This window comes from Rhodovulum sp. DZ06 (assembly GCF_050586345.1).
Taxonomy (GTDB): domain Bacteria; phylum Pseudomonadota; class Alphaproteobacteria; order Rhodobacterales; family Rhodobacteraceae; genus JBOCEF01.
In genome coordinates, this window is record NZ_JBOCEF010000010.1 from 52,125 (window position 1) to 72,001 (window position 19,877).

The window sequence follows — 19,877 nt, forward strand, 5'->3', positions numbered from 1 at the left end:
CACGAAAGCGCGCCCCGATCCACGGGCAAGGCGCCGCAGGGGAAAGAGGCGGGGAAAGAGGCGGGGCGAGGGGCGGGGCAAGGGACAGGCAAGCCGCCCCGGGCCCGCCGCGATTCTCCCCCTCGGCGCCGTCCCCGCCGCCCGCCTGGCGCGGCCCCGCCCCCCCCCCGCGCGCCCCTGCCGCGCCGTTTTCCGCCCCTCGCCCGCCTTTTCCCCGCGCCCGCCCCTTGCCTCGCGCCCCTTGTCGAATAGTGTGGTGCGCCCGGCGCGATGCTGCGCCGCCAGATACGAATTCGCGCCCCGCCCGCGGCGGAGCGCCATTGCAGGCGAGAGAGCGATGAAGATCAGCGTCGAGCGGGCCGCCCTTCTCCGGGCCATGAGCCGCGCCCAGGGCGTGGTTGAGCGTCGGGCCACCATCCCGATCCTCTCCAACGTGCTGATCGAGGCGGGGGGCGACAGCGTCTCCATCCGCGCCACCGATCTGGACATCGAGGCGATCGACGTGATCCCGGCGATGGTCGAACGCGCGGGCGCCGCCACCGTGCCCGCCCACATGCTGCACGACATCGTCCGCAAGCTGCCCGACGGCGCGCAGATCCGGCTCGAGGACGACCCCGAGGCGGGCCGCCTCTCGGTCACCGCCGGGCGCTCGCGCTTCCAGCTCGCGACCCTGCCCAAGGAAGACTTCCCGATGATGGCCTCGGCGGAATACGAGGCCAGCTTCGAGGCCCCCGCGCCGCTGCTGCGCCGCCTGTTCGACAAGGCGCGCTTCGCGATCTCGACCGAGGAGACGCGCTACTACCTCAACGGCGTGTATCTCCATGTCGCCGACGGGGCCGAGGGCCGGATGCTGCGCGCCGTGGCCACCGACGGCCACCGCCTCGCGCGCGTCGACGCCCCCGCGCCCGACGGGGCCGAATCGATCCCCGGCGTGATCGTGCCGCGCAAGACGGTGGGCGAGCTGCGCCGCCTGCTGGAGGATGACGAGGCGGTGATCCAGGTCTCCGTCTCCGAGACCAAGATCCGCTTCGTCGGCCCCGAGCTGACGCTGACCTCCAAGGTCATCGACGGCGCCTTCCCCGACTACACCCGCGTGATCCCGGTCGGGAACACCCGGCGCCTCGAAGTGGACGCCGCCGAGTTCGCCTCGGCCGTCGACCGCGTCGCCACGGTGTCCTCCGAGCGGTCCCGCGCCGTGAAGCTCGCCCTCGACGAGGACCGGCTGGTCCTCTCGGTCAACGCCCCGGATTCGGGCGCCGCGACCGAGGAGCTCGCCGTCGCCTACGCCGCCGAGCCGCTCGAGATCGGCTTCAACGCCAAGTACCTGACCGAGATCGCCGGCCAGGTGGACCGCGAAAACGCCGTCTTCCTGTTCAACGCCTCCGGCGATCCCACCCTGGTCCGCGAAGGCGATGACGAAAGCGCCGTCTACGTCGTCATGCCGATGCGTGTCTGAGGTCCGTGGGGGAGGAAGGGGAACCTTCCTCCCCCACACCCCCTCCATCCCTTTTCTTTTGTCGCTGGGCGTCGCGCCCGGTGAGACCCGCGCGCACCATCCCCAGCCGCCCGAGGGCTGCGGCCGGGTCAAGGATCGCGCAGCGACCCGCGCAGCGGGCTTGTCCTTGACGCGGCCGCGGCCCGACCCACGCTCGGACAAGCGACCTGCGGGAGTTCATCTCCCTCAGGCGCTTCTCAAGCAATTCAACCGCCCCGCATGACCCGCCGCGCCGTCCTCTCCCTGTCGCTCACCCTCTACCGCAGCCACCCCAAGCTGCGGCTGGAGACGGACGGCCGCCCGGTCGCCATCCATGGCCCCAACGGCGCCGGCAAGACCAACGTGCTCGAAGCCATCTCCATGCTCTCGCCCGGCCGCGGCCTGCGCCGGGCGGCGGCGGAGGAGATCGCCCGCCGCCCCGAGGCGCTCGGCTGGAAGGTCGCCGCCCGGCTCGAAACCCCCGGCGACCTGCACGAGGTCGAAACCTCCGTCGACCTGTCGAAAGGCGCCGCCCGCTCGGTGCGCATCGACGGCAAGACGGCCCCCCAGACCCGCCTCGGCGCTCTGGCGCCCGTGGTCTGGCTCACCCCCGCCATGGACAGGCTGTGGATCGAGGGGGCGGGTGAGCGGCGCCGGTTCCTCGACCGCCTCGCGCTGGCCTTCGAGCCCGACCATGCCGAGGCCGCGCTGGCCTATGAAAAGGCGATGCGAGAGCGCAACCGGCTGTTCAAGGACGACATCCGCGACCCCGCCTGGTTCGCCGCGCTCGAAGGACGGATGGCCGAGGCGGGCGCCGCCATGGCCCTGACCCGCGCCCGCACCCTGGCGCGCATCGCCCGCGCGCAGGACGGCGCCGCCACCGCCTTTCCCGCGGCCGAGCTGTCGCTCGACGGCCCGCTGGAACAGGGCTTCGCCGCGGCCTTCGCCCCCGGCGCGCCCGGCGCCCCCGACCTCGACCCCGCGCCCGACCCCGCCGAGGCCGCCGAAACCCTGCGCCGCGCCCTGCGCGACGGGCGCCCCCGCGACGCCGCCGCGGGACGGGCGCTGACGGGCCCGCACCGCACCGACCTCCTCGCCATCTACGCCGAGAAGGGGGTCGAGGCGCGAATCGCCTCGACCGGGGAGCAGAAGGCCCTGCTGGTCTCGCTCGTCCTCTCCGCCGCCCGCGCGATGGCGGCCGAGGCCGCGGCCCCCCCGGTCATCCTGCTCGACGAGGTCGCCGCGCATCTCGACGAAAACCGCCGCGCCGCGCTGTTCGACGAGGTCTGCGCCCTCGGGGCCCAGGCCTGGATGACCGGGGCCGAGGCGCGCCTGTTCGAGGCCCTCGGACCCCGCGCCGACGCCCTCGCGCTCGGCGCCGCGGCGGATCGGGGCTAAACACCGGCGCTCGGGTTTGCTAAACACGAGGTTGCGCCGCCGTCGGGTCACACGCCCGATGAACGCGGCCCTCCCCCCATCTGGGGAGGCGCCGCACTGCAGCGCAGCGTACATGCGTTTCACCGACCTTCCCTTGTGGAGAGCGAAAAATCATGCGTTTGACAGCGTATCTCGCGGCCCTCGCCGCGATGGCGCCCGCCGCCGCCGGCGCCGCCTCGGCCACCGTCGAGACCTATGACAGCGGATATTACCGGGAGAACGGCGTCCATGACCCCGAGAACCCGATCACCTATACCGGCATCTCGCTGGGCGTGGAGCTGCGCAGCTTCTACGTCTTCGACATCGCCGCCCTCGCCGGGCTCGGCCCCGTCGCCTCGGCGACGCTGACCTTCTACGGCGAGAACGGCGAGTTCCGCTCCGACACCGACACCGAGACGGCGACCCTGTACGAGGTCGCCACCAATGCCGACACGCTGACCTCCGGGACCGGCGGCCGGGCGGCCTTCGCCGATCTCGGCGACGGCGCGGTGTATGGCGAGGCGACGATCACCCAGGACAGCCGCACGCCGATGCCCGAGCTGACGGTGGACCTCTCGGCCGCGGCGCTCGACGCGCTCAACGCGCTGCTGGCGATGACCACGCCGGACGATTTCGCGGTCGGCGCCGCGCTGACCTCGATCGACGGGTTCCGCACGCAGAGCTTCTGGGGCGCGAGCTATTTCAGCCCCTCGGCCGAGCTGACGCTGAATTTCGCCGTCGCCGACGTGCCGGTCCCCGCCGCCGCGCCGCTGCTGCTGGCCGGGATCGGCGGGCTGCTGGCGCTGCGCCGCCGCCGCCGCGGCTGACGCCCGCCCCCGGGCGCGTCCCCCGGCGCCCGCCCCCGGGGCCGCGATCCCCTCGCATTCCCCGAAAAAACGCCCCGCGCCCCCCGGCGCGGGGCGTTTCTGCACGGGGGATTCACCGTGCCGTTCACCTTGCCGTGGCAATGTCGCCGCGTCGTCCCGTTTTGCGTCGCTGCGCGTTCCCCCGGAGCCTGTCCCATGATCAACGTCCTGCGCATCGCCGCGCTCGCCTCCTGCGTCGCCGCCGCCGCGCTGATCGCCGGCAGCGACACCTTCCGCCAGCCCGAGCCGAAGGCGGTGCCCGCCGCCGCGGACCGCTCCCCCGCCCTGCCGGAAATGCCGGTGCGCGCCGCCATGGCGCTGGCCCAGGCGCCCGTCGGCTCCGGCGCGCCCCTCGGGGCCCGCATCGCCCGCGCCCGGGCCTGGGACGCCGCGCTGCCCGGGGCCTGGACCTCGGCCGCCCTCGCCGCCCCGCTGCCGCGCCCGGCGACGCCCGAGGCCGAGGCCTGCACCCACCGCACCCCGACCCGCGCCGCCGGTTCGGGCGTGGTGTTCCACGACTGCGCCGCGCGCCCCTCGGCCCTGCCGATCCGCCGCTGACGCCGGGGCCGCCCCCCTCTCCACCGCCGTTCCCCGCCCCGCCGCGGCCCCGATCCGGGCCGCGGCGGCGCATTTTCGGCCCCCATCGCGCCGTTTCGACGCCCCATCGCGTGACACCCTCGCCGGGGGCGGATAAAGTGCGGCGTCAAAACAGAAACACGGGGTTGCACGCGCATGTCCGACGAGACTCAGGCCGGCGGCGAGGGCGAGAAGAAATCCGAGTACGGGGCGGAAAGCATCAAGGTTCTCAAGGGCCTGGAAGCGGTGCGCAAACGTCCCGGCATGTATATCGGCGACACCGATGACGGGTCCGGCCTGCACCACATGGTGTACGAGGTCGTGGACAACGGCATCGACGAGGCGCTGGCCGGTCATTGCGACACGGTGACCGTCACCATCCATGCCGACGAATCCGTCTCGGTCAGCGACAACGGCCGCGGCATCCCCACCGACATCCACCCCGAGGAAGGCGTCTCGGCGGCCGAGGTCATCATGACCCAGCTGCATGCCGGGGGTAAATTCGACGACAACTCCTACAAGGTCTCCGGCGGCCTGCACGGCGTCGGCGTCTCGGTCGTCAACGCGCTGTCGGACTGGCTGGAGCTGACCATCTGGCGCGACGGCAAGGAGCACATGGCCCGGTTCGAGACCGGCGAGACGGTGACCTCGCTGCACGTGGTCGGACCGGCGAACGGGCAGAAGGGCACCCGGGTGCGCTTCCTCGCCTCCACCGACACGTTCTCCAACCGCGATTACCAGTTCAAGACGCTGGAGCACCGCCTGCGCGAGCTCGCCTTCCTGAACTCGGGCGTGCGCATCGTGCTGCGGGACGAGCGCGAGGCCGAGCCGCGCGAGGAGACGATGTTCTATGACGGCGGCGTCGAGGCCTTCGTCCGGTACCTCGACCGCTCCAAGAACCCGCTGCTGGAAGGCCCCATCGTCGTGCGCGGCGAGAAGGACGGGATCGGCGTCGAGGTCGCGATGTGGTGGAACGACAGCTACCACGAGAACGTGCTGTGCTTCACCAACAACATCCCCCAGCGGGATGGCGGCACGCACCTGGCGGGCTTCCGCGGCGCGCTGACCCGCACGATCAACGCCTATGTCGGCTCCTCGGGCATCGCAAAGAAAGAGAAGATCAACCTCTCCGGCGACGATTCGCGCGAAGGGCTGACCTGCGTTCTGTCGGTGAAGGTGCCGGATCCGAAATTCTCGAGCCAGACCAAGGACAAGCTGGTCTCCTCCGAGGTTCGCCCCGCGGTCGAATCGCTGATGAACGAGAAGCTGTCCGAGTGGCTGGAGGAGAACCCGCACGAGGGCCGCGCGGTCGTCACCAAGATCGTCGAGGCCGCCCTGGCCCGCGAGGCCGCCCGCAAGGCGCGCGAGCTGACGCGGAGCAAGAAGTCCGACATCGCCTCGCTCCCCGGCAAGCTGGCCGAGTGCCAGGAGAAGGACCCGAGCAAGGCCGAACTGTTCCTCGTGGAGGGCGACTCGGCCGGCGGATCGGCCAAGCAGGGCCGCTCGCGCCACAACCAGGCCGTCCTGCCCCTGCGCGGCAAGATCCTGAACGTGGAGCGCGCGCGCTTCGACCGGATGCTGTCGAGCCAGGAGGTCGGGACCCTCATCACCGCCCTCGGCACCGGCATCGGGCGCGATGAGTTCGACCTGAGCAAGCTGCGCTACCACAAGATCATCATCATGACCGATGCGGACGTGGACGGCGCCCATATCCGCACGCTGCTGCTGACCTTCTTCTACCGGCAGATGCCCGAGCTGATCGAGGCCGGGCATCTCTACATCGCGCAGCCGCCGCTGTTCAAAGTGTCCCGCGGCAAGTCCGAGGTGTACCTCAAGGACCAGCGCGCGCTTGAAGACCACCTCGTCGCCCAGGGCGTCGAGGGCGCGGTGCTCGAGGTCGCGGGCGGCGCCCAGCTGGCCGGCCCCGACCTTGCGCGCGTGGTCGAAGAGGCGCGGCAGGTGAAGAACATCCTCTCCACCTTCCCGACCAACGTGCCGCGTTTCGTGATCGAACAGGCCGCCATCGCCGGCGCCCTCGACCGCGACGCGCTGCAGGGCGCGCCCGAGGCGCTGGCCGCCCGCGTGGCCGAGCGGCTGGACATGATCGCGCCCGAGACCGAGCGCGGCTGGGGCGGCATGGTCACCGCCGATGGCGGCCTGCGCCTGACCCGCGTGCTGCGCGGCGTGGCCGAGGTCCGCTCGGTCGACGGCCACGTGCTGGCCCTGCCCGAGGCGCGCCGCCTCGCCGCCATGGCCCCCGCCTTGCAGGAGGTCTACTCCTCGCCCGCCACCTTCACCCGCAAGGAGAAATCCGACCGCGTGCATTCCCCGCAGGAGCTGCTGGACGTGGTGATGGCCGCCGGGGAAAAGGGCTCGGACCGCCAGCGCTACAAGGGGCTGGGCGAGATGAACCCCGACCAGCTGTGGGAGACGACGCTGGACCCCGAGGCGCGCACGCTGCTCCAGGTCCGCGTGGACCACATGGACGAGGCGGACGAGATCTTCTCCAAGCTCATGGGCGACGTGGTGGAACCGCGCCGCCAGTTCATCCAGGACAACGCGCTGCAGGTCGAGAACCTCGACGTCTGACCTGGACGCCATGGGCGAACGATCCCGGGGCGGCCGCATCGCGCGGCCGCCCCGTTGCGTTTGCGGCGCCCCTCCCACGCGCCTGACGTTTTGTTAACGTCAACGCTTGCAAATTATCGCATTTGTGTGAAAGCTTCCCCGGTTCGACGGATCCTTGGGGGGATCCCCTTTCACAACCGGAGCTTTGCCATGCCCAGAGTGCAAATTCTGAGCGCGGGTCTCGCCGCGCTCGCCCTGTCGCCGCTTCCGGCGCAGGCCGTCACCGTCGACGGATGGAACACGACCAACGTCCTCGTGCCCGCCGGGCCCTACGCCGCGGACGTGACCTATGCCAGCGTGATCTACGACCGCGACGTGACCGGCGGGACCGCGGGCGCGTCCAGCAGCGGCGAGGTGATCTTCACCCCGCCCGAGGCGACCGCCCCCGGCATCGCCGTCCTTACCGGCGCGCCGGACCTGAGCGCCAGCCAGGACATCCCGAACTGCATCATGGCCTCGTCCTCGGCCAGCTGCGAAAGCTCCTTCCAGTCGGGCAAGCGGTTCAAGCTGCACTTCACCGACACCGGCGCCGTCGACCTGGTGTTCGACACCAGCGGGACGGGCGAGAGCGCCTACCAGCTCTTCACCAAGTTCACCAACGACGTGGGCGCGGGCCTGCGCGGCTTCACCATGGAGCTCGGCTTCGGCGTGGGCGACGGGTTCTCGCTGGCCGGGGACGGCGCCGGGATCGCCTTCGCCCCGGTCCCGGACATGCCCGACACCCAGTTCCCCTTCGGCCTGTTCGGCGACGCCGCCGCCAGCTCGAACCACGATCTCGACGGGTTCTTCGCGGCCGAAACCACCGGCTACCTGGCCGAGTGGACCGCGACGAAGATGCGCGCCACGACCGGCTACGGCCCTTACGGCGACCTGTTCGGCGCGTGGACCACGCTCGACGACGCGCCCTGGGGGTATTTCTGGGACCATGACGGGGATGCGGGCACCGACGCGATCCTGATGGCCTGGCAGACCGGGACCGGGGAGTGGGAGCAGCGCCGGGCCGAGGACACGGGCGAGGCCGTGCCGATCCTGCCGACCATCGTCGGCGAGGCGGACCTGATCTCGGCCGGCTACCTGCTGGGGGCGATCGAGGACGTGAGCAACCTGAACGTCAACGCCATGATCGCCTTCTCGGACGCGTTCGACTCCGGCTCGGGCTTCACCCTGCGCATCACCGCCGCCGAGGTGCCGCTGCCCGCGGGCGCGCCGCTGCTGGTCGCCGGGATCGGCGCGCTCGGCCTGCTGCGCCGCCGCCGCTGACGCCTTGCGCAGGGGCCGGGGGACGCGCGTTCCCCCGGCCCCAGCCTGCCGCCCCGCTGGACCGGGGCGCCGTCTCTGTTAACCTGCCCGTGATCGCCGCGCCGCGCGCGCGCCGCAGACACGTCCGCCAGACACGTCCGCCAGAGAACGGAGACCGACCTTGCCCCTTCCCCCCCGCATCCCGGCGGCCCGCACCCTGGCGGCCCTCGCGCTCGCGCTGCTCGGCGGGGCCGCGCAGGCCCAGACCGCGCTGTTCCCCGCCAACCCGCAGCCGGCCGAGGACGCGCTGAAACCCGGCCTCGCCGTCTGGTACGCCTACCCGCCCGAGGTGCGCGGGCTGCGCGACGTGACCTACTGGCTCGAGGACGGGAAGGAGGCCGGGCCGCCGCTGGTCGGCTTCGACTACATGGACAGCGAACCGGGCGCGCCGATCCTGACCGCCAAGCGGGCCGAGATGGTGGCGGCCGAGATCAAGGGCTACCTGCGCTTCGACGCGCCCGGGACCTGGGCGCTGGAGGTGCACAGCAATGACGGGATCGAGTTCGGCCTCGGCGGCCAGACCGTCGACAGCTACGGGACCCGCCGCGCCTGCGACACCAATGGCTGGGTCCAGGTCTCGGTCCCCCGGGCGGGCTGGTACAAGGTCGACACCCTGTTCTTCCAGCGCCTGAACACGGCCTGCCTGATGATGCGCTGGCGCAAGCCCGACGGGACCGAGGAATGGACCCCGACCGACGCCTGGGCCTATACCGACTGACGCGCGGGGGGCCGGGGGGCTTCGCCCTCAGCCGTGGCGCACGAGGTCGACGAACACCTCTTCAAGGTCCGGCTCCTCGGTCGCGATATCGAGGAGCTGCACCCCCTCCGCCGCCAGCGCCGACAGGATCGTCCCCGCGTTCAGCCGCGCGCGCGAATAGCTGACCGCCAGCGCGCCATCCGCGCGCAGCTCTCCGGTCGCGCCCTCGGGCAGCGCCGGGACCGCGGCCAGCGGCGTCGCCGGGGTGACGATCAGCGTCTTGCCGTCGAGCCGGTGCAGCAGGGCCGAGGTCTCGTCATTCGCGATCACCTCGCCATGGTTGATGACGGCGATGCGGTCGCACAGGGCCTCGGCCTCTTCCAGGTAATGGGTGGTGAGGATGATGGTGGTCCCGGCCTTGTTCAGCTCCATCACGTAATCCCAGAGCGACCGGCGCAGCTCGATGTCCACGCCCGCGGTCGGCTCGTCCAGCACCAGCACCGCCGGGCGATGCACCAGCGCCTTGGCCACCAGCAGCCGCCGCTTCATGCCGCCCGAGAGGCTGCGCGCATAGGCGTCCGCCTTGTCGGTCAGCCCGAGGCGGGCGAGGATTTCATCCGTGCGCCGTTCGCGCTTCGGCACCGCGTAAAGGCCCGCCTGCACCTCCATCGCCGCGCGGGGCGTGAAGAACGGGTCCATGTTCAGCTCCTGCGGGACCACGCCGATGGCGGCGCGGGCCTGGCGGGGGTTCTCGTCCTGGTCGAAGCCCCAGATCCGCACCGAGCCCTCGGTCTTGTTCACCAGCCCGGCGAGGATGTTGATGATGGTGGACTTGCCCGCCCCGTTCGGCCCCAGCAGGCCGAAGACCGATCCGCGCGGGATGTCGAGGTCGACGCCCTTGAGCGCCTCCTTGGCCGAGGGCCCGGAGCCGTAGATCTTGCGCAGGCCGCGGACCGAGATGGCGGCGTCGGGCTTCACGTCGGTCATGGGGGTTCTCCTGCGTCAGCGTCGGAGCCCTGACATAACCCGCCCTGCGGCGCGTGCAAGCCGAAGGATGCCGCGCGCGGACGTGCGCCCCCCCGCGGCGCCGCGCCCGCCCCCGCGCCGCCCGCCGCGCCTTGCCGCCCACGCCCGCCCCGCTATGATGCGCGCAAGCCGCGCAGTCCTTGCACGATGGAGTTCGCCATGACCCGCCCCGCCCCCGAATCCGAGACCGTCACCAAGACCCGCGTCGCCTGCGACGGCGGCGAGGGCGCGCTCGGCCATCCCCGCGTCTGGCTGTCGATCCCCGAGGCCGAGGGCTTCGTCGAATGCGGCTATTGCGACAAGCGCTTCATCCTCAAGGGCGGCCCGGCCGACGCCTCCACGGACGCCTGAGCGCCCCCGTGACCGACGCGAAAGACGCGCCCGCCGCCGCCGACGCCCTGCCCCCCATCGGTCCCGGCGACCACCTGCAGCTGGTCGACGGCTCGGGCTTCATCTTCCGCGCCTATCACGCGCTGCCGCCGCTGACGCGCAAATCCGACGGCCTCCCCGTGGGGGCCGTCTCGGGCTTTTGCAACATGCTTCACCGGCTGGTGGAGGCGCACAAGACCGACCCCGACGGCCCCACCCATGCCGCGGTGATCTTCGATGCGAAGGGCAAGACCTTCCGCAACGACATCTACCCCGAGTACAAGGCCCACCGCCCCCCGGCGCCGGAGGACCTCGTCCCCCAGTTCCCGCTGATCCGCGACGCCACCCGCGCCTTCAACCTGCCCTGCATCGAGATGGAGGGCTGGGAGGCCGACGACATCATCGCCACCTATGCCGACCAGGCCCGGGCGGCGGGCGCGCGGGTGACCATCATCTCCTCCGACAAGGACCTGATGCAGCTCGTGGGCGACGGGGTGCGGATGCTCAAGCCCGGCCTCAAGGGCAAGGATGACGAGATCATCGAGGACGAGGGCGTCATCGCCTATTTCGGCGTCGGCCCGGACCGGGTGACCGACGTTCAGGCGCTGGCCGGCGATTCCGTCGACAACGTGCCCGGCGCGCCCGGGATCGGGCTGAAGACCGGCGCCAAGCTGATCCAGGAGTTCGGCGACCTCGAAACCCTGCTGGCCCGGGCCGAGGAGATCAAGCAGCCCAAGCGCCGCCAGACCCTGATCGAGATGGCCGAGCAGATCCGCATCTCGAAACGGCTGGTGGAGCTGTCGCGCGAGGTGCCGGTCGAGGACCCGCCCGGCGCGCTGGCGCTGCGCGACCCGGACCCGGCGGCGCTGATCGGCTTCCTGAAGGCGATGGAGTTCCGCACCCTGACCACCCGCATCGCCGCGGTGCTGGACGCGGATGCGGGGGAGATCGACGCCGCCCCGGGCGCCGCCGCCGCCCCCGCGGCGAAACCCGCGCTGGATGCGCCGGCCGAGCCGGGCGGCCCCGACCCGGCGGTCACCGCCCCCATCGACCGCGAAAAATACGAGATCGTCCGCGACGCCGAGGCGCTGCGCCGCTGGATCGCCCGCGCCACCGACCTCGGGGCCGTGGCGGTGGACACCGAGACGACCTCCTTGAACGAAATGCAGGCCGAGCTGGTGGGCGTATCGCTCGCCACCGAACCGGGCGTGGCCTGCTACATCCCCCTCGGGCATACCGAGGGCGACGGCGACCTGCTGGGCGCCGCCCAGCGCGCCGCGGGGCAGATGGAGCTTGAGGAGGCGCTGGACCTGCTGCGCCCCATGCTCGCCGATCCCGCGGTGATGAAGATCGGGCAGAACCTGAAATACGACCTCAAGGTCCTGCGCCGCCACGGGGTCGAGGTCTCGCCCATCGACGACACCATGCTGATGTCCTACGCCGCCGCCGCGGGGCTGCATGGGCACGGGATGGACGAGCTGGCGAAGCGCTGGCTCGACCATGAGTGCATCCCGATCAAGGAGCTGATCGGCTCCGGCAAATCCGCCATCACCTTCGACAAGGTCTCCATCGACAAGGCCGCGCCCTATGCGGCCGAGGATGCCGACGTCACCCTGCGCCTGCACCGGCTGCTGAAGCCGGAACTGTCGCGCAACGCCGTCACCGCGGTCTACGAGGTGATGGAGCGCCCGCTGGTTCCCGTCCTTGCGACGATGGAGATGCACGGCATCCTGGTGGACCGCAACAAGCTCTCGCAGCTGTCCAACGGCTTCGCCCAGCGCATGGCGGGGTATGAGGCCGAGATCAAGGAGCTTGCGGGGCGGGACTTCAACGTCGGCTCGCCCAAGCAGTTGGGGGAGATCCTGTTCGACGAGCTGGAGCTGCCCGGCGGCAAGAAGGGCAAGAACGGCGCCTGGGGCACCGGCGCGGACGTGCTGGAGACGCTGGCCGCCGAGCATGGCTCGGAGCTGGCCGCGCGGGTGCTGGACTGGCGCTCCCTCTCGAAGCTGAAATCGACCTACACGGACGCGCTGCAGGGGCATATCGACCCCGACACCGGCCGCGTGCACACCAGCTTCAGCCTGGCGGCGACGACCACGGGGCGGCTCGCCTCGACCGATCCGAACCTGCAGAACATCCCCGTGCGCACCGAGGCGGGGCGGGAGATCCGCCAGGCCTTCATCGCGGGCGAGGGGAACGTGATCCTGTCCCTCGATTACAGCCAGATCGAGCTGCGGATCCTGGCGCACATCGCCGGGATCGACACCTTGAAAGAGGCGTTCCGCGAGGGGCTCGACATCCACGCCATGACCGCCTCCGAGGTGTTCGGCGTGCCGATCGAGGGCATGGACCCGATGGTCCGCCGCCAGGCCAAGGCGATCAATTTCGGGGTGATCTACGGCATCTCGGCTTTCGGCCTCGCCGCCAACCTGCGCATTCCGCAGAAAGAGGCGAAGGCCTTCATCGACGCCTATTTCGACAAGTTCCCGGGCATCAAGGCCTATATGGACGTGACGAAAGCGGCGGCGAAGGCGGATGGCTATGTCAGCACCCTGTTCGGGCGCAGGATCCACACGCCCGAGATCAACGCCAAGGGCCCGCGCGCCGGCTTCGCCGCCCGCGCGGCGATCAACGCGCCGATCCAGGGCTCGGCCGCCGACGTCATCCGCCGCGCCATGGTCCGCATCCCCGGCGCGATGGATGCGGCGGGGCTGACCGGGCGGATGCTGCTGCAGGTGCATGACGAACTGCTGTTCGAGGTGCCGGAGGAAGAGGCAGAAAAGACCATCGAGATCGCCCGCGGGATCATGGAGGGCGCCGCCGAGCCTGCCGTGAAGGTCGACGTGCCGCTGGTGGTCGATGCCGGACAGGGCCGGAGCTGGGCCGACGCGCATTGAGGGGTGGCCCTGGGGGAGGGAAGGCATGCATGCCTTCCCTCCCCCGTCGACGCAGTGCGTCGACCCTCCCATCCGCGCCTGGCGTTGCGCCTCACGGCAAGCGGAGCGCGTTTGATTTGAGGTTTTCCTCGGCGCAGCGCCCTATATCCGTGACATCGGACCGGAGACCGCCCATGCGCCGCGCCCTCGCCTTCGCCGCCTCCCTGCTCGCCGCCGCTCCCGCCGCCGCCAACCCGGTGGGCTTCGACGGCTGGACCGAGCAGCGCTTCTCGCTGTTCTCCTCCAACGATTTCGCGGCCGATGGCGACGCGCTGTCCGTCCGCTCCGACGGCACGGTCAGCCTGCTGTGGACCGCGCTCCCCGCCGCCTACGCCCCCGCCCGCAACGCGGCCTGGAGCTGGGCCGTCGACGCCTCGGTCCCCGCCACGGACCTGACGGCCAGGGGCGGCGACGACCGGAACCTGGCGCTCTACTTCCTGTTCCTGCCCGAAGCCGAGGCCGCGGCCGCTCGCGACAAGTCCATCAAGGCGCTGCTGGAGGCCGAGAACGCCCGGGTGCTGATGTATGTCTGGGGCGGCGACTACGCGGCGGGGCAGATCCTGCCGACGCCCTACCTTGGCGACCGCGGCCGCACCGTGGCGATGCGCAAGGCCGGGGACGGCGCGGCGCGGGAGCGGGTGGACCTCGCCGCCGATCTCGCCCGCGCCTTCGGCGAGGACCCGGGCGCGCTGGTGGGGCTGGCGGTGTCCGCCGACAGCGACGACACCGACGCGCGGATCGTGGCGCGGATCGAGGGGCTGACGGTGGAATAACGCCCCCGCCGCGCGCGCCCGCGCGCAAACTCAAAAGGCCGCGCCCCATGGCGCGGCCTTTCTCCGTCTCTCCCGGTGCCTCAGCCTTCGCCCCGCCCCTCAGCGGTTCGCCCCCGGCGTCCACAGCACGTCGGCCCGCCCCTCGTCATTGGCGATGCGCGCCGCGCAGAAGAACCAGTCCGACAGCCGGTTCAGGTACTTGAGCGCATGGGGGTTCACCCCCTCCTGCCCCGACAGCTCGACGCACAGCCGCTCCGCCCGGCGGCTCACTGTCCGGCACAGGTGCAGATGCGCCGCCAGCGCCGTGCCGCCCGGCAGGATGAAGCTGCGCAGGGGCTCGAGCCGCGCCGTCATCGCGTCGATCTCGGCCTCGAGCCGGTCCACCTGGCTCTCCACCATCCGCAGCGGCGGATACTCGCGCTCGCCGTCCTTCTCGAGGTCCGGCGTGCACAGGTCGGCGCCGAGATCGAACAAATCGTTCTGGATCCGCGCCAGCGCCGCATCCGCGTCGCCCTGCGCGTGCAGCCGCGCCATGCCGACCGTGCTGTTGGTCTCGTCCACCGTGCCATAGGCTTCGACCCGGGCCGAGGCCTTGCCGACGCGGGACCCGTCGCCGAGCGCGGTCTGCCCGGCATCGCCGGTGCGGGTGTAGATCTTGTTCAGCACCACCATGGCGCGGCCCTCCTACATGCAAACGGCGCGCGGGGGCCGCGCGCCGGGTCGGATGATAGATCGCGCGCCGCGCGGGGAAACCCCCGGCGGCGGGAGTCGCCTGCGCGCCGTCACTCGCCCATGCGGGCCAGCCACACCGTCAGCAGGATCAGCGCCACCGCGATGGCCTGCACGATGATGCGCAGACGCATGATCTTGTTGGCGTATTTGCGGTTGAACTCGCCCCCCTTCGCGAAGCTCCCGACGCCGAACAGCAGCACCAGGAGAACGGCGAAACAGGCGATGGCCGCGATGAAAAGGACGATCTTGCTCATGAGCGCGAACCTAGCGCCGGGGGGCGCGTTGTCCAGCGCGCAGATGGAGACTCCCGGCGCGGCGGAATCGCGCGCGGTCGGGGCCCGGACGCGCGCGAACCCGCCGGGGACCGAAGCGATCCGCGCGGGGCGGGGCCGGGGGGAACGCGCGGACACGCGCGGGCGGGCGGGCCGCCGGCGCCCGAAGGGCGGCAGGCCCGACGGCCCGCGCGGGCGCCCCCAGCCCCCCTCGGGCCCCCGCGCGTCACCCCTTGCGCAGCAGCCGGTCCCGCGCCCGGGTGGTCAGCAGCCGCCGCAGCGCCTCCACCCCCCAGGTCGCCACCGTCACGAAATACCGCGGCTTCGGGCGCGCGGCCTCGCAGGCATGCACCACCCGCCGCGCCACCGCCTCGGGCGGCAGGTCCACCGGCCCGCGCTTCTGCGGCATCGGCGCCCGCAGCCGCGGGATCACCTGCGCCTCGTAGACCGCCCGCCAGGCCGAGCCCTCCCACCCGATCCACTTCTCGAAATGCGGGATCGACTTCACCCGGATCGGCGTGTCGATCGGCCCCGGCTCCACCAGGCTCACGTGGATGTCCTTCGCGCCCGGCAAGTCCATCAGTTCCAGCCGCAAGGTGTCGTACAGCCCCTCCATCGCGAATTTCGTCGCCACGTAGGGCCCGCGATAGCGCATCCCCGCGATCCCCAGCACGGAGGAGCACAGCACGATCCGCCCATGCCCCTGCCCCAGCATCACCGGCAGCACCCGCCGCACCAGGTCATGCACGCCGAAGACATTGGCCTCGAAAATCTCCCGCAGCGCCGCGCGCGGCACATCCGCCACCGCGCCGGGCAAGGCATAGGCGCCGTTCACATAGACCGCGTCCAGCCGCCCCCCCGTCGCCGCCAGCACCTCCGCCAGCGCCGCTTCGATCGACGTCTCGTCCGCGTGGTCCAGAAGGGGCGCCTCGAACCCCTCAGCCGCCAGCGAAGCGCAGTCCTCCGCCCTCCGGCACGAGGCGAACACCCGCCAGCCGCGGCCGCGCATCATCCGCGCCGTGGCCAGCCCGATGCCAGAGGAACAGCCGGTGATGAGAATGGTCCGGGTCATGAAAAACGCCTCCCCCCACGCATGAAAACGGCCCGGCCATGTCGGCCGGGCCCGTGCAGATGGTCAACGCCTGCCCGCCGCGGCCCGTCGGCGCGCCCGCCTGCATCGCGGACGCCCGGCGCCGGGCCCCAAGGGGCGGGCGCGGGGGCCGAAACGCGCCCCGGAGGGGATCACGCTCTCGAAAGCGGACCCGGAGGTTTCCGTGCCCCCGGGCCAGCCCGGCGCGCCGCGTCCCCACGCGAAGCGCGCCCGGCGAGCCGCGCGCGCAACAGGTCGGCGCAGCCCGCCGCGCCCCGACCAGAGGGGACGGCCGGAGCGCATCCTCCACGCCGGGCGCACGGGGCGAGTTTTCTGGGCTGACCCGCCGGCGCCGCCAGCGTGGCGCCGCGGCCCCGGACCACGCCCGCGACCAGCGGTCATGGGGGTCCGGACCCTGCGGCGAAGCCTGTGAAACGCGGGGGCCGCGGCGCCAGCGCCGCCGATCCCGCCCGTCCAGGCTGTTCTTCAATCCTTCCTCATCATCGGTCCGCCCTCCTCTGGCTCCCGATCACGATGCAATTGGATCAGAAACGCCCGAGTCGCGCCTTGATCCAGCCCCGGATCCCGGCCTCGTCCCGCCGATTTCGCCGCCGCGACGCCCCCTCGCCACGCCGCCCCGCGCACGCCCGCTGGACGCGCCGTGAAAGCCGCGTCATAACCGTTTCCATGGCAGATACCACCGATCCCCAGCCCCCACGCGACGAGGTCCCCGAGGACGGCGTCGTGCTCGCCGAACCCCTGCGCCGCGCGCTGGGGGATCGCTATTTGCAATACGCGCTCTCGACCATCATGCACCGCGCGCTGCCGGACGCGCGCGACGGGCTCAAACCCGTGCACCGGCGCATCCTCTGGGCCATGCGGCTGCTCAAGCTCGACCCCGCGCAGGGCTTCAAGAAATCGGCCCGCGTCGTCGGCGACGTGATCGGCAAGTACCACCCGCATGGCGACGCCGCGGTCTACGACGCGATGGTGCGCCTGGCGCAGGACTTCGCCATCCGCTACCCGCTGGTCAACGGCCAGGGCAATTTCGGCAATATCGACGGCGACGGCCCGGCCTCGCTGCGCTACACCGAAGCCAAGATGACCGACGTCGCCACGGCGATGATGGACGGGCTGGACGAGGACGCGGTCGACTTCCGCGAGACCTATGACGGCGAGGACCGCGAGCCCATCGTCATGCCGGGCGCCTTCCCGAACCTGCTGGCCAACGGCGCCGCGGGGATCGCGGTGGGCATGGCGACCTCGATCCCGCCGCACAATGCAGGGGAGGTGATCGACGCCGCCCTGCACCTCGTCAAACATCCCGACGCGCGGCTGGAAACCCTGCTCGAAAAGATGCCCGGCCCGGATTTCCCCACCGGCGGCGTGCTGGTCGAGCCGCGCGAGAGCATCGTCGAGGCTTACCGCACCGGCCGCGGCGGCTTCCGCCTGCGCGCGCGGTGGGAGCGCGAGGATCTCGGCCGCGGCCAGTGGCAGATCGTGGTCCGGGAGATCCCCTACCAGGTCGCCAAGTCCCGGCTGATCGAGAAGGTCGCCGACCTGATCCAGTCGAAAAAGCTCCCCATCCTCGGCGACATCCGGGACGAGAGCGCCGAGGACGTGCGCATCGTGCTCGAGCCCAAGAGCCGCAACGTCGAGCCCGCGCTGCTGATGGACGCGCTGTTCAAGCTCACGGATTTCGAGGTCCGCGCGTCCTTGAACATGAACGTGCTGATCGACGGGCGCACGCCCAAGGTCTGCGGGCTTTCGGAGGTGCTGCGCGCCTGGCTCGACCACCAGCGCGACGTGCTGCAGCGCCGCTCCCGCCACCGGCTGGAGAAGATCGCCCGGCGGCTCGAGGTCCTGGAAGGCCATATCGTCGCCTACCTGAACCTCGACCGGGTGATCGAGATCATCCGCTGGGATGACGACCCCAAGGCCAGCCTGATGGCCGAGGACTGGGCGCAGTGGCCGGAAGGCATCGAGGCGCGCGAGGCCGGGGCCCCGCTGCGCCTCAACGAAGTGCAGGCCGAGGCGATCCTCAACATGCGCCTGCGCTCCTTGCGGCGGCTCGAGGAGATGGAGCTGCGGGCCGAGCGCGACCGGCTGATGGCGGAGCGCGCCGAGCTCGAGGCGCTGCTGGGCTCGGACGAGGCGCAGTGGGCGCGGATTTCCGATGCGCTGCGCGCCACGCGCGACAAGTTCGGCGCCCCGAAGAAGCTGCGCGGGATCACCTTCGCCGACGATCTGAACGCCGCCAAGGACGCGGCCGGAGAGGACTGGCCGCTCGGCGCCCGCCGCACCGGCTTCGCCGATGCGCCCAAGCTCGAGGACATCTCGCTGGATGCGCTGATCGAGCGGGAGCCGATCACGGTCGTCTGCTCGAAAATGGGCTGGATCCGGGCGATGAAGGGCCATATCGCCCTGGACCAGGAGCTGAAGTTCAAGGATGGCGACGGCCCGATGTTCGCCTTCCACGCCGAGACGACGGACAAGCTTCTGCTGATGTCCGGCGCGGGGCGGGTGTTCACGCTGGGCGCCGACAAGCTGCCCGGCGGGCGCGGCATGGGCGAGCCCGTGCGCCTGATGATCGAGCTTCCGAACGAGGACCAGATCCTCGCCTTCATGGTCCACAGGCCGGGCGCGAAGGCGCTGGTCGCCTCGACCGCCGGGGACGGCTTCGTCTGCGCGCTCGACGACATGGTGGCGCAGACGCGCACGGGTCGGCAGGTGCTGAACGTGAAGGCCCCCGCCGCCGCCGCGCTGATGAAGGTGATCCCGGAGGGCGCGGATTCCGTCGCCGTGATCGGCGAGAACCGCAAGATGCTGGTCTTCGGGCTGGACGAGCTTCCGCAGCTGGGCCGCGGCAAGGGCGTGCGGCTGCAGAAGTACAAGGACGGGGGCCTCTCGGACGCCATCGCCTTCAAGCGTGAGGACGGGCTGAAATGGCTCGACGGCGGCGGGCGCACGCGGCACGTGACCTCGGACGACCTGCGGGAGTGGGAGCTGAAGCGCGCCGGCGCCGGATGGATGGCCCCGCGCGGCTTCCCTCGGGACAACAAGTTCCCGGGCTGAGGCCGGTCGGGGACGGCGGGGAGGCATGCTCTGCGCGCCGTCCCCCTACCCCCTTGCTGGACGGCGCGGGGGCGCGTCGGGCCGGGTCCTTCCGGCAAAAGCGGGGGCGCCTCGGGCCGACATGGACGCCCGACAGGCGGGCCGCGCGGCTGTCCCGCCAAGGCGACGCGACGCGGACCTCACCGAACCAAGCCTGACAATGCCCCCCGGGGCGGGGGGAGACCGCCGGATCGCGTTTCCCCCGTCCGGCGCGGGCCAAGGCGGTCGTCATTCTCCCCACCGGACGGCATGGTCGCACTTGGCGAAAACCACGCGCACCCGCGGTGATCCGCGAAACACCCGCACCGCCTCCCCCCCTCAACCCGCCGCTTCCCGCACGCCGCCCGCCCGACGCCGGAGGGCTGCATCCGGGTCAAGGATCGCGCAGCGACCCGCGCAGCGGGCTTGTCCTTGACGCGGGTGCAGGCCGACCGACGCTTGGGCGGGCGACCTGGGGGAGGCCCTCCCCCAGGCGCTTCAAAGCAGCATCCCTCCGCCCGAAACCCGCCCCGCCGCCGACCGTCCCGGGCGCAACAGACGCGCATCGGGGGCGTTCGAGGGGGCATGGCCCCCTCGAGCGGGGGCTCCGGGGGCGGCAGCCCCCGCCAT

15 protein-coding genes are annotated in these 19,877 nt (G+C 71.7%); 11 read left to right on the forward strand and 4 right to left on the reverse strand.

Features of this window, described 5'->3' with window-relative positions; all coding sequences use genetic code 11:
• Positions 1–337 precede the first annotated feature (337 nt).
• From dnaN to ACQ5SO_RS06895, 7 genes are all read left to right on the forward strand, one after another.
• Positions 338–1,456, forward strand: a complete 1,119-nt coding sequence (gene dnaN, locus ACQ5SO_RS06865) for a DNA polymerase III subunit beta (protein ID WP_430940843.1) — start codon at positions 338–340, stop codon at positions 1,454–1,456.
• Between the two features lie 258 nt (positions 1,457–1,714).
• The gene (gene recF, locus ACQ5SO_RS06870) at positions 1,715–2,872 is read left to right on the forward strand and encodes a DNA replication/repair protein RecF (RefSeq protein WP_430940844.1); all 1,158 of its coding nucleotides are present in this window, start codon (positions 1,715–1,717) and stop codon (positions 2,870–2,872) included.
• 152 nt (positions 2,873–3,024) lie between these two features.
• On the forward strand, positions 3,025–3,717 hold the full coding sequence (locus ACQ5SO_RS06875) for a VPLPA-CTERM sorting domain-containing protein (protein ID WP_430940845.1): 693 nt from the start codon (positions 3,025–3,027) through the stop codon (positions 3,715–3,717).
• Between the two features lie 195 nt (positions 3,718–3,912).
• Positions 3,913–4,314: a hypothetical protein gene (locus ACQ5SO_RS06880; RefSeq protein ID WP_430940846.1), complete on the forward strand. Its 402-nt coding sequence runs from the start codon at positions 3,913–3,915 to the stop codon at positions 4,312–4,314.
• Positions 4,315–4,488: 174 nt separating this feature from the next.
• Entirely contained in the window at positions 4,489–6,921 is a 2,433-nt protein-coding gene (gene gyrB, locus ACQ5SO_RS06885; RefSeq protein WP_430940847.1) for a DNA topoisomerase (ATP-hydrolyzing) subunit B, read from the forward strand.
• Positions 6,922–7,110: 189 nt separating this feature from the next.
• Positions 7,111–8,220, forward strand: a complete 1,110-nt coding sequence (locus tag ACQ5SO_RS06890; RefSeq protein ID WP_430940848.1) for a choice-of-anchor F family protein — start codon at positions 7,111–7,113, stop codon at positions 8,218–8,220.
• Positions 8,221–8,380: 160 nt separating this feature from the next.
• Positions 8,381–8,977, forward strand: a complete 597-nt coding sequence (locus tag ACQ5SO_RS06895) for a hypothetical protein (RefSeq protein WP_430940849.1) — start codon at positions 8,381–8,383, stop codon at positions 8,975–8,977.
• Between the two features lie 27 nt (positions 8,978–9,004).
• Here ACQ5SO_RS06895 and ACQ5SO_RS06900 read toward each other — a convergent pair whose 3' ends face one another.
• A complete protein-coding gene (locus ACQ5SO_RS06900; protein ID WP_430940850.1) occupies positions 9,005–9,943 on the reverse strand; it encodes an ABC transporter ATP-binding protein in 939 nt (312 codons plus the stop codon).
• Between the two features lie 198 nt (positions 9,944–10,141).
• On the opposite strand from ACQ5SO_RS06900, the gene ACQ5SO_RS06905 reads away from it, so the two are divergent.
• The 3 genes from ACQ5SO_RS06905 to ACQ5SO_RS06915 all read left to right on the forward strand — a co-directional run bounded on the left by ACQ5SO_RS06905 (position 10,142) and on the right by ACQ5SO_RS06915 (position 14,060).
• Positions 10,142–10,333, forward strand: coding sequence for a zinc-finger domain-containing protein (locus ACQ5SO_RS06905; RefSeq protein ID WP_430940851.1), 192 nt, complete (start codon positions 10,142–10,144; stop codon positions 10,331–10,333).
• Between the two features lie 8 nt (positions 10,334–10,341).
• Positions 10,342–13,248 (forward strand): DNA polymerase I, encoded by a 2,907-nt coding sequence (gene polA, locus ACQ5SO_RS06910; RefSeq protein ID WP_430940852.1) that lies wholly within the window; start codon positions 10,342–10,344, stop codon positions 13,246–13,248.
• A gap of 173 nt (positions 13,249–13,421) precedes the next feature.
• Positions 13,422–14,060: a DUF3047 domain-containing protein gene (locus ACQ5SO_RS06915; RefSeq protein ID WP_430940853.1), complete on the forward strand. Its 639-nt coding sequence runs from the start codon at positions 13,422–13,424 to the stop codon at positions 14,058–14,060.
• Between the two features lie 99 nt (positions 14,061–14,159).
• On the opposite strand, the gene ACQ5SO_RS06920 is transcribed toward ACQ5SO_RS06915, so the two are convergent.
• From ACQ5SO_RS06920 to ACQ5SO_RS06930, 3 genes are all read right to left on the reverse strand, one after another.
• Entirely contained in the window at positions 14,160–14,732 is a 573-nt protein-coding gene (locus ACQ5SO_RS06920) for a cob(I)yrinic acid a,c-diamide adenosyltransferase (protein ID WP_430940854.1), read from the reverse strand.
• Between the two features lie 110 nt (positions 14,733–14,842).
• Complete coding sequence (locus ACQ5SO_RS06925; RefSeq protein ID WP_430940855.1) at positions 14,843–15,046, reverse strand: twin transmembrane helix small protein; 204 nt, start codon at positions 15,044–15,046, stop codon at positions 14,843–14,845.
• Between the two features lie 244 nt (positions 15,047–15,290).
• Complete coding sequence (locus tag ACQ5SO_RS06930; protein ID WP_430940856.1) at positions 15,291–16,136, reverse strand: SDR family NAD(P)-dependent oxidoreductase; 846 nt, start codon at positions 16,134–16,136, stop codon at positions 15,291–15,293.
• A 705-nt stretch (positions 16,137–16,841) separates the two neighbouring features.
• Here ACQ5SO_RS06930 and parC point away from each other — a divergent pair.
• The gene (parC, locus tag ACQ5SO_RS06935; protein WP_430940857.1) at positions 16,842–19,229 is read left to right on the forward strand and encodes a DNA topoisomerase IV subunit A; all 2,388 of its coding nucleotides are present in this window, start codon (positions 16,842–16,844) and stop codon (positions 19,227–19,229) included.
• Positions 19,230–19,877 lie beyond the last annotated feature (648 nt).

Excerpts from the sequence above, each read along its gene's own strand:
- ACQ5SO_RS06925 (WP_430940855.1), bottom strand. The coding sequence starts at position 15,046 with ATGAGCAAGATCGTCCTTTTCATCGCGGCCATCGCCTGTTTCGCCGTT.
- ACQ5SO_RS06900 (WP_430940850.1), bottom strand. The coding sequence starts at position 9,943 with ATGACCGACGTGAAGCCCGACGCCGCCATCTCGGTCCGCGGCCTGCGC.
- gyrB (WP_430940847.1), top strand. The coding sequence starts at position 4,489 with ATGTCCGACGAGACTCAGGCCGGCGGCGAGGGCGAGAAGAAATCCGAG.
- ACQ5SO_RS06875 (WP_430940845.1), top strand. The coding sequence starts at position 3,025 with ATGCGTTTGACAGCGTATCTCGCGGCCCTCGCCGCGATGGCGCCCGCC.
- dnaN (WP_430940843.1), top strand. The coding sequence starts at position 338 with ATGAAGATCAGCGTCGAGCGGGCCGCCCTTCTCCGGGCCATGAGCCGC.
- ACQ5SO_RS06915 (WP_430940853.1), top strand. The coding sequence starts at position 13,422 with ATGCGCCGCGCCCTCGCCTTCGCCGCCTCCCTGCTCGCCGCCGCTCCC.
- ACQ5SO_RS06920 (WP_430940854.1), bottom strand. The coding sequence starts at position 14,732 with ATGGTGGTGCTGAACAAGATCTACACCCGCACCGGCGATGCCGGGCAG.
- ACQ5SO_RS06880 (WP_430940846.1), top strand. The coding sequence starts at position 3,913 with ATGATCAACGTCCTGCGCATCGCCGCGCTCGCCTCCTGCGTCGCCGCC.
- recF (WP_430940844.1), top strand. The coding sequence starts at position 1,715 with ATGACCCGCCGCGCCGTCCTCTCCCTGTCGCTCACCCTCTACCGCAGC.
- ACQ5SO_RS06905 (WP_430940851.1), top strand. The coding sequence starts at position 10,142 with ATGACCCGCCCCGCCCCCGAATCCGAGACCGTCACCAAGACCCGCGTC.
- ACQ5SO_RS06930 (WP_430940856.1), bottom strand. The coding sequence starts at position 16,136 with ATGACCCGGACCATTCTCATCACCGGCTGTTCCTCTGGCATCGGGCTG.
- ACQ5SO_RS06890 (WP_430940848.1), top strand. The coding sequence starts at position 7,111 with ATGCCCAGAGTGCAAATTCTGAGCGCGGGTCTCGCCGCGCTCGCCCTG.
- parC (WP_430940857.1), top strand. The coding sequence starts at position 16,842 with ATGGCAGATACCACCGATCCCCAGCCCCCACGCGACGAGGTCCCCGAG.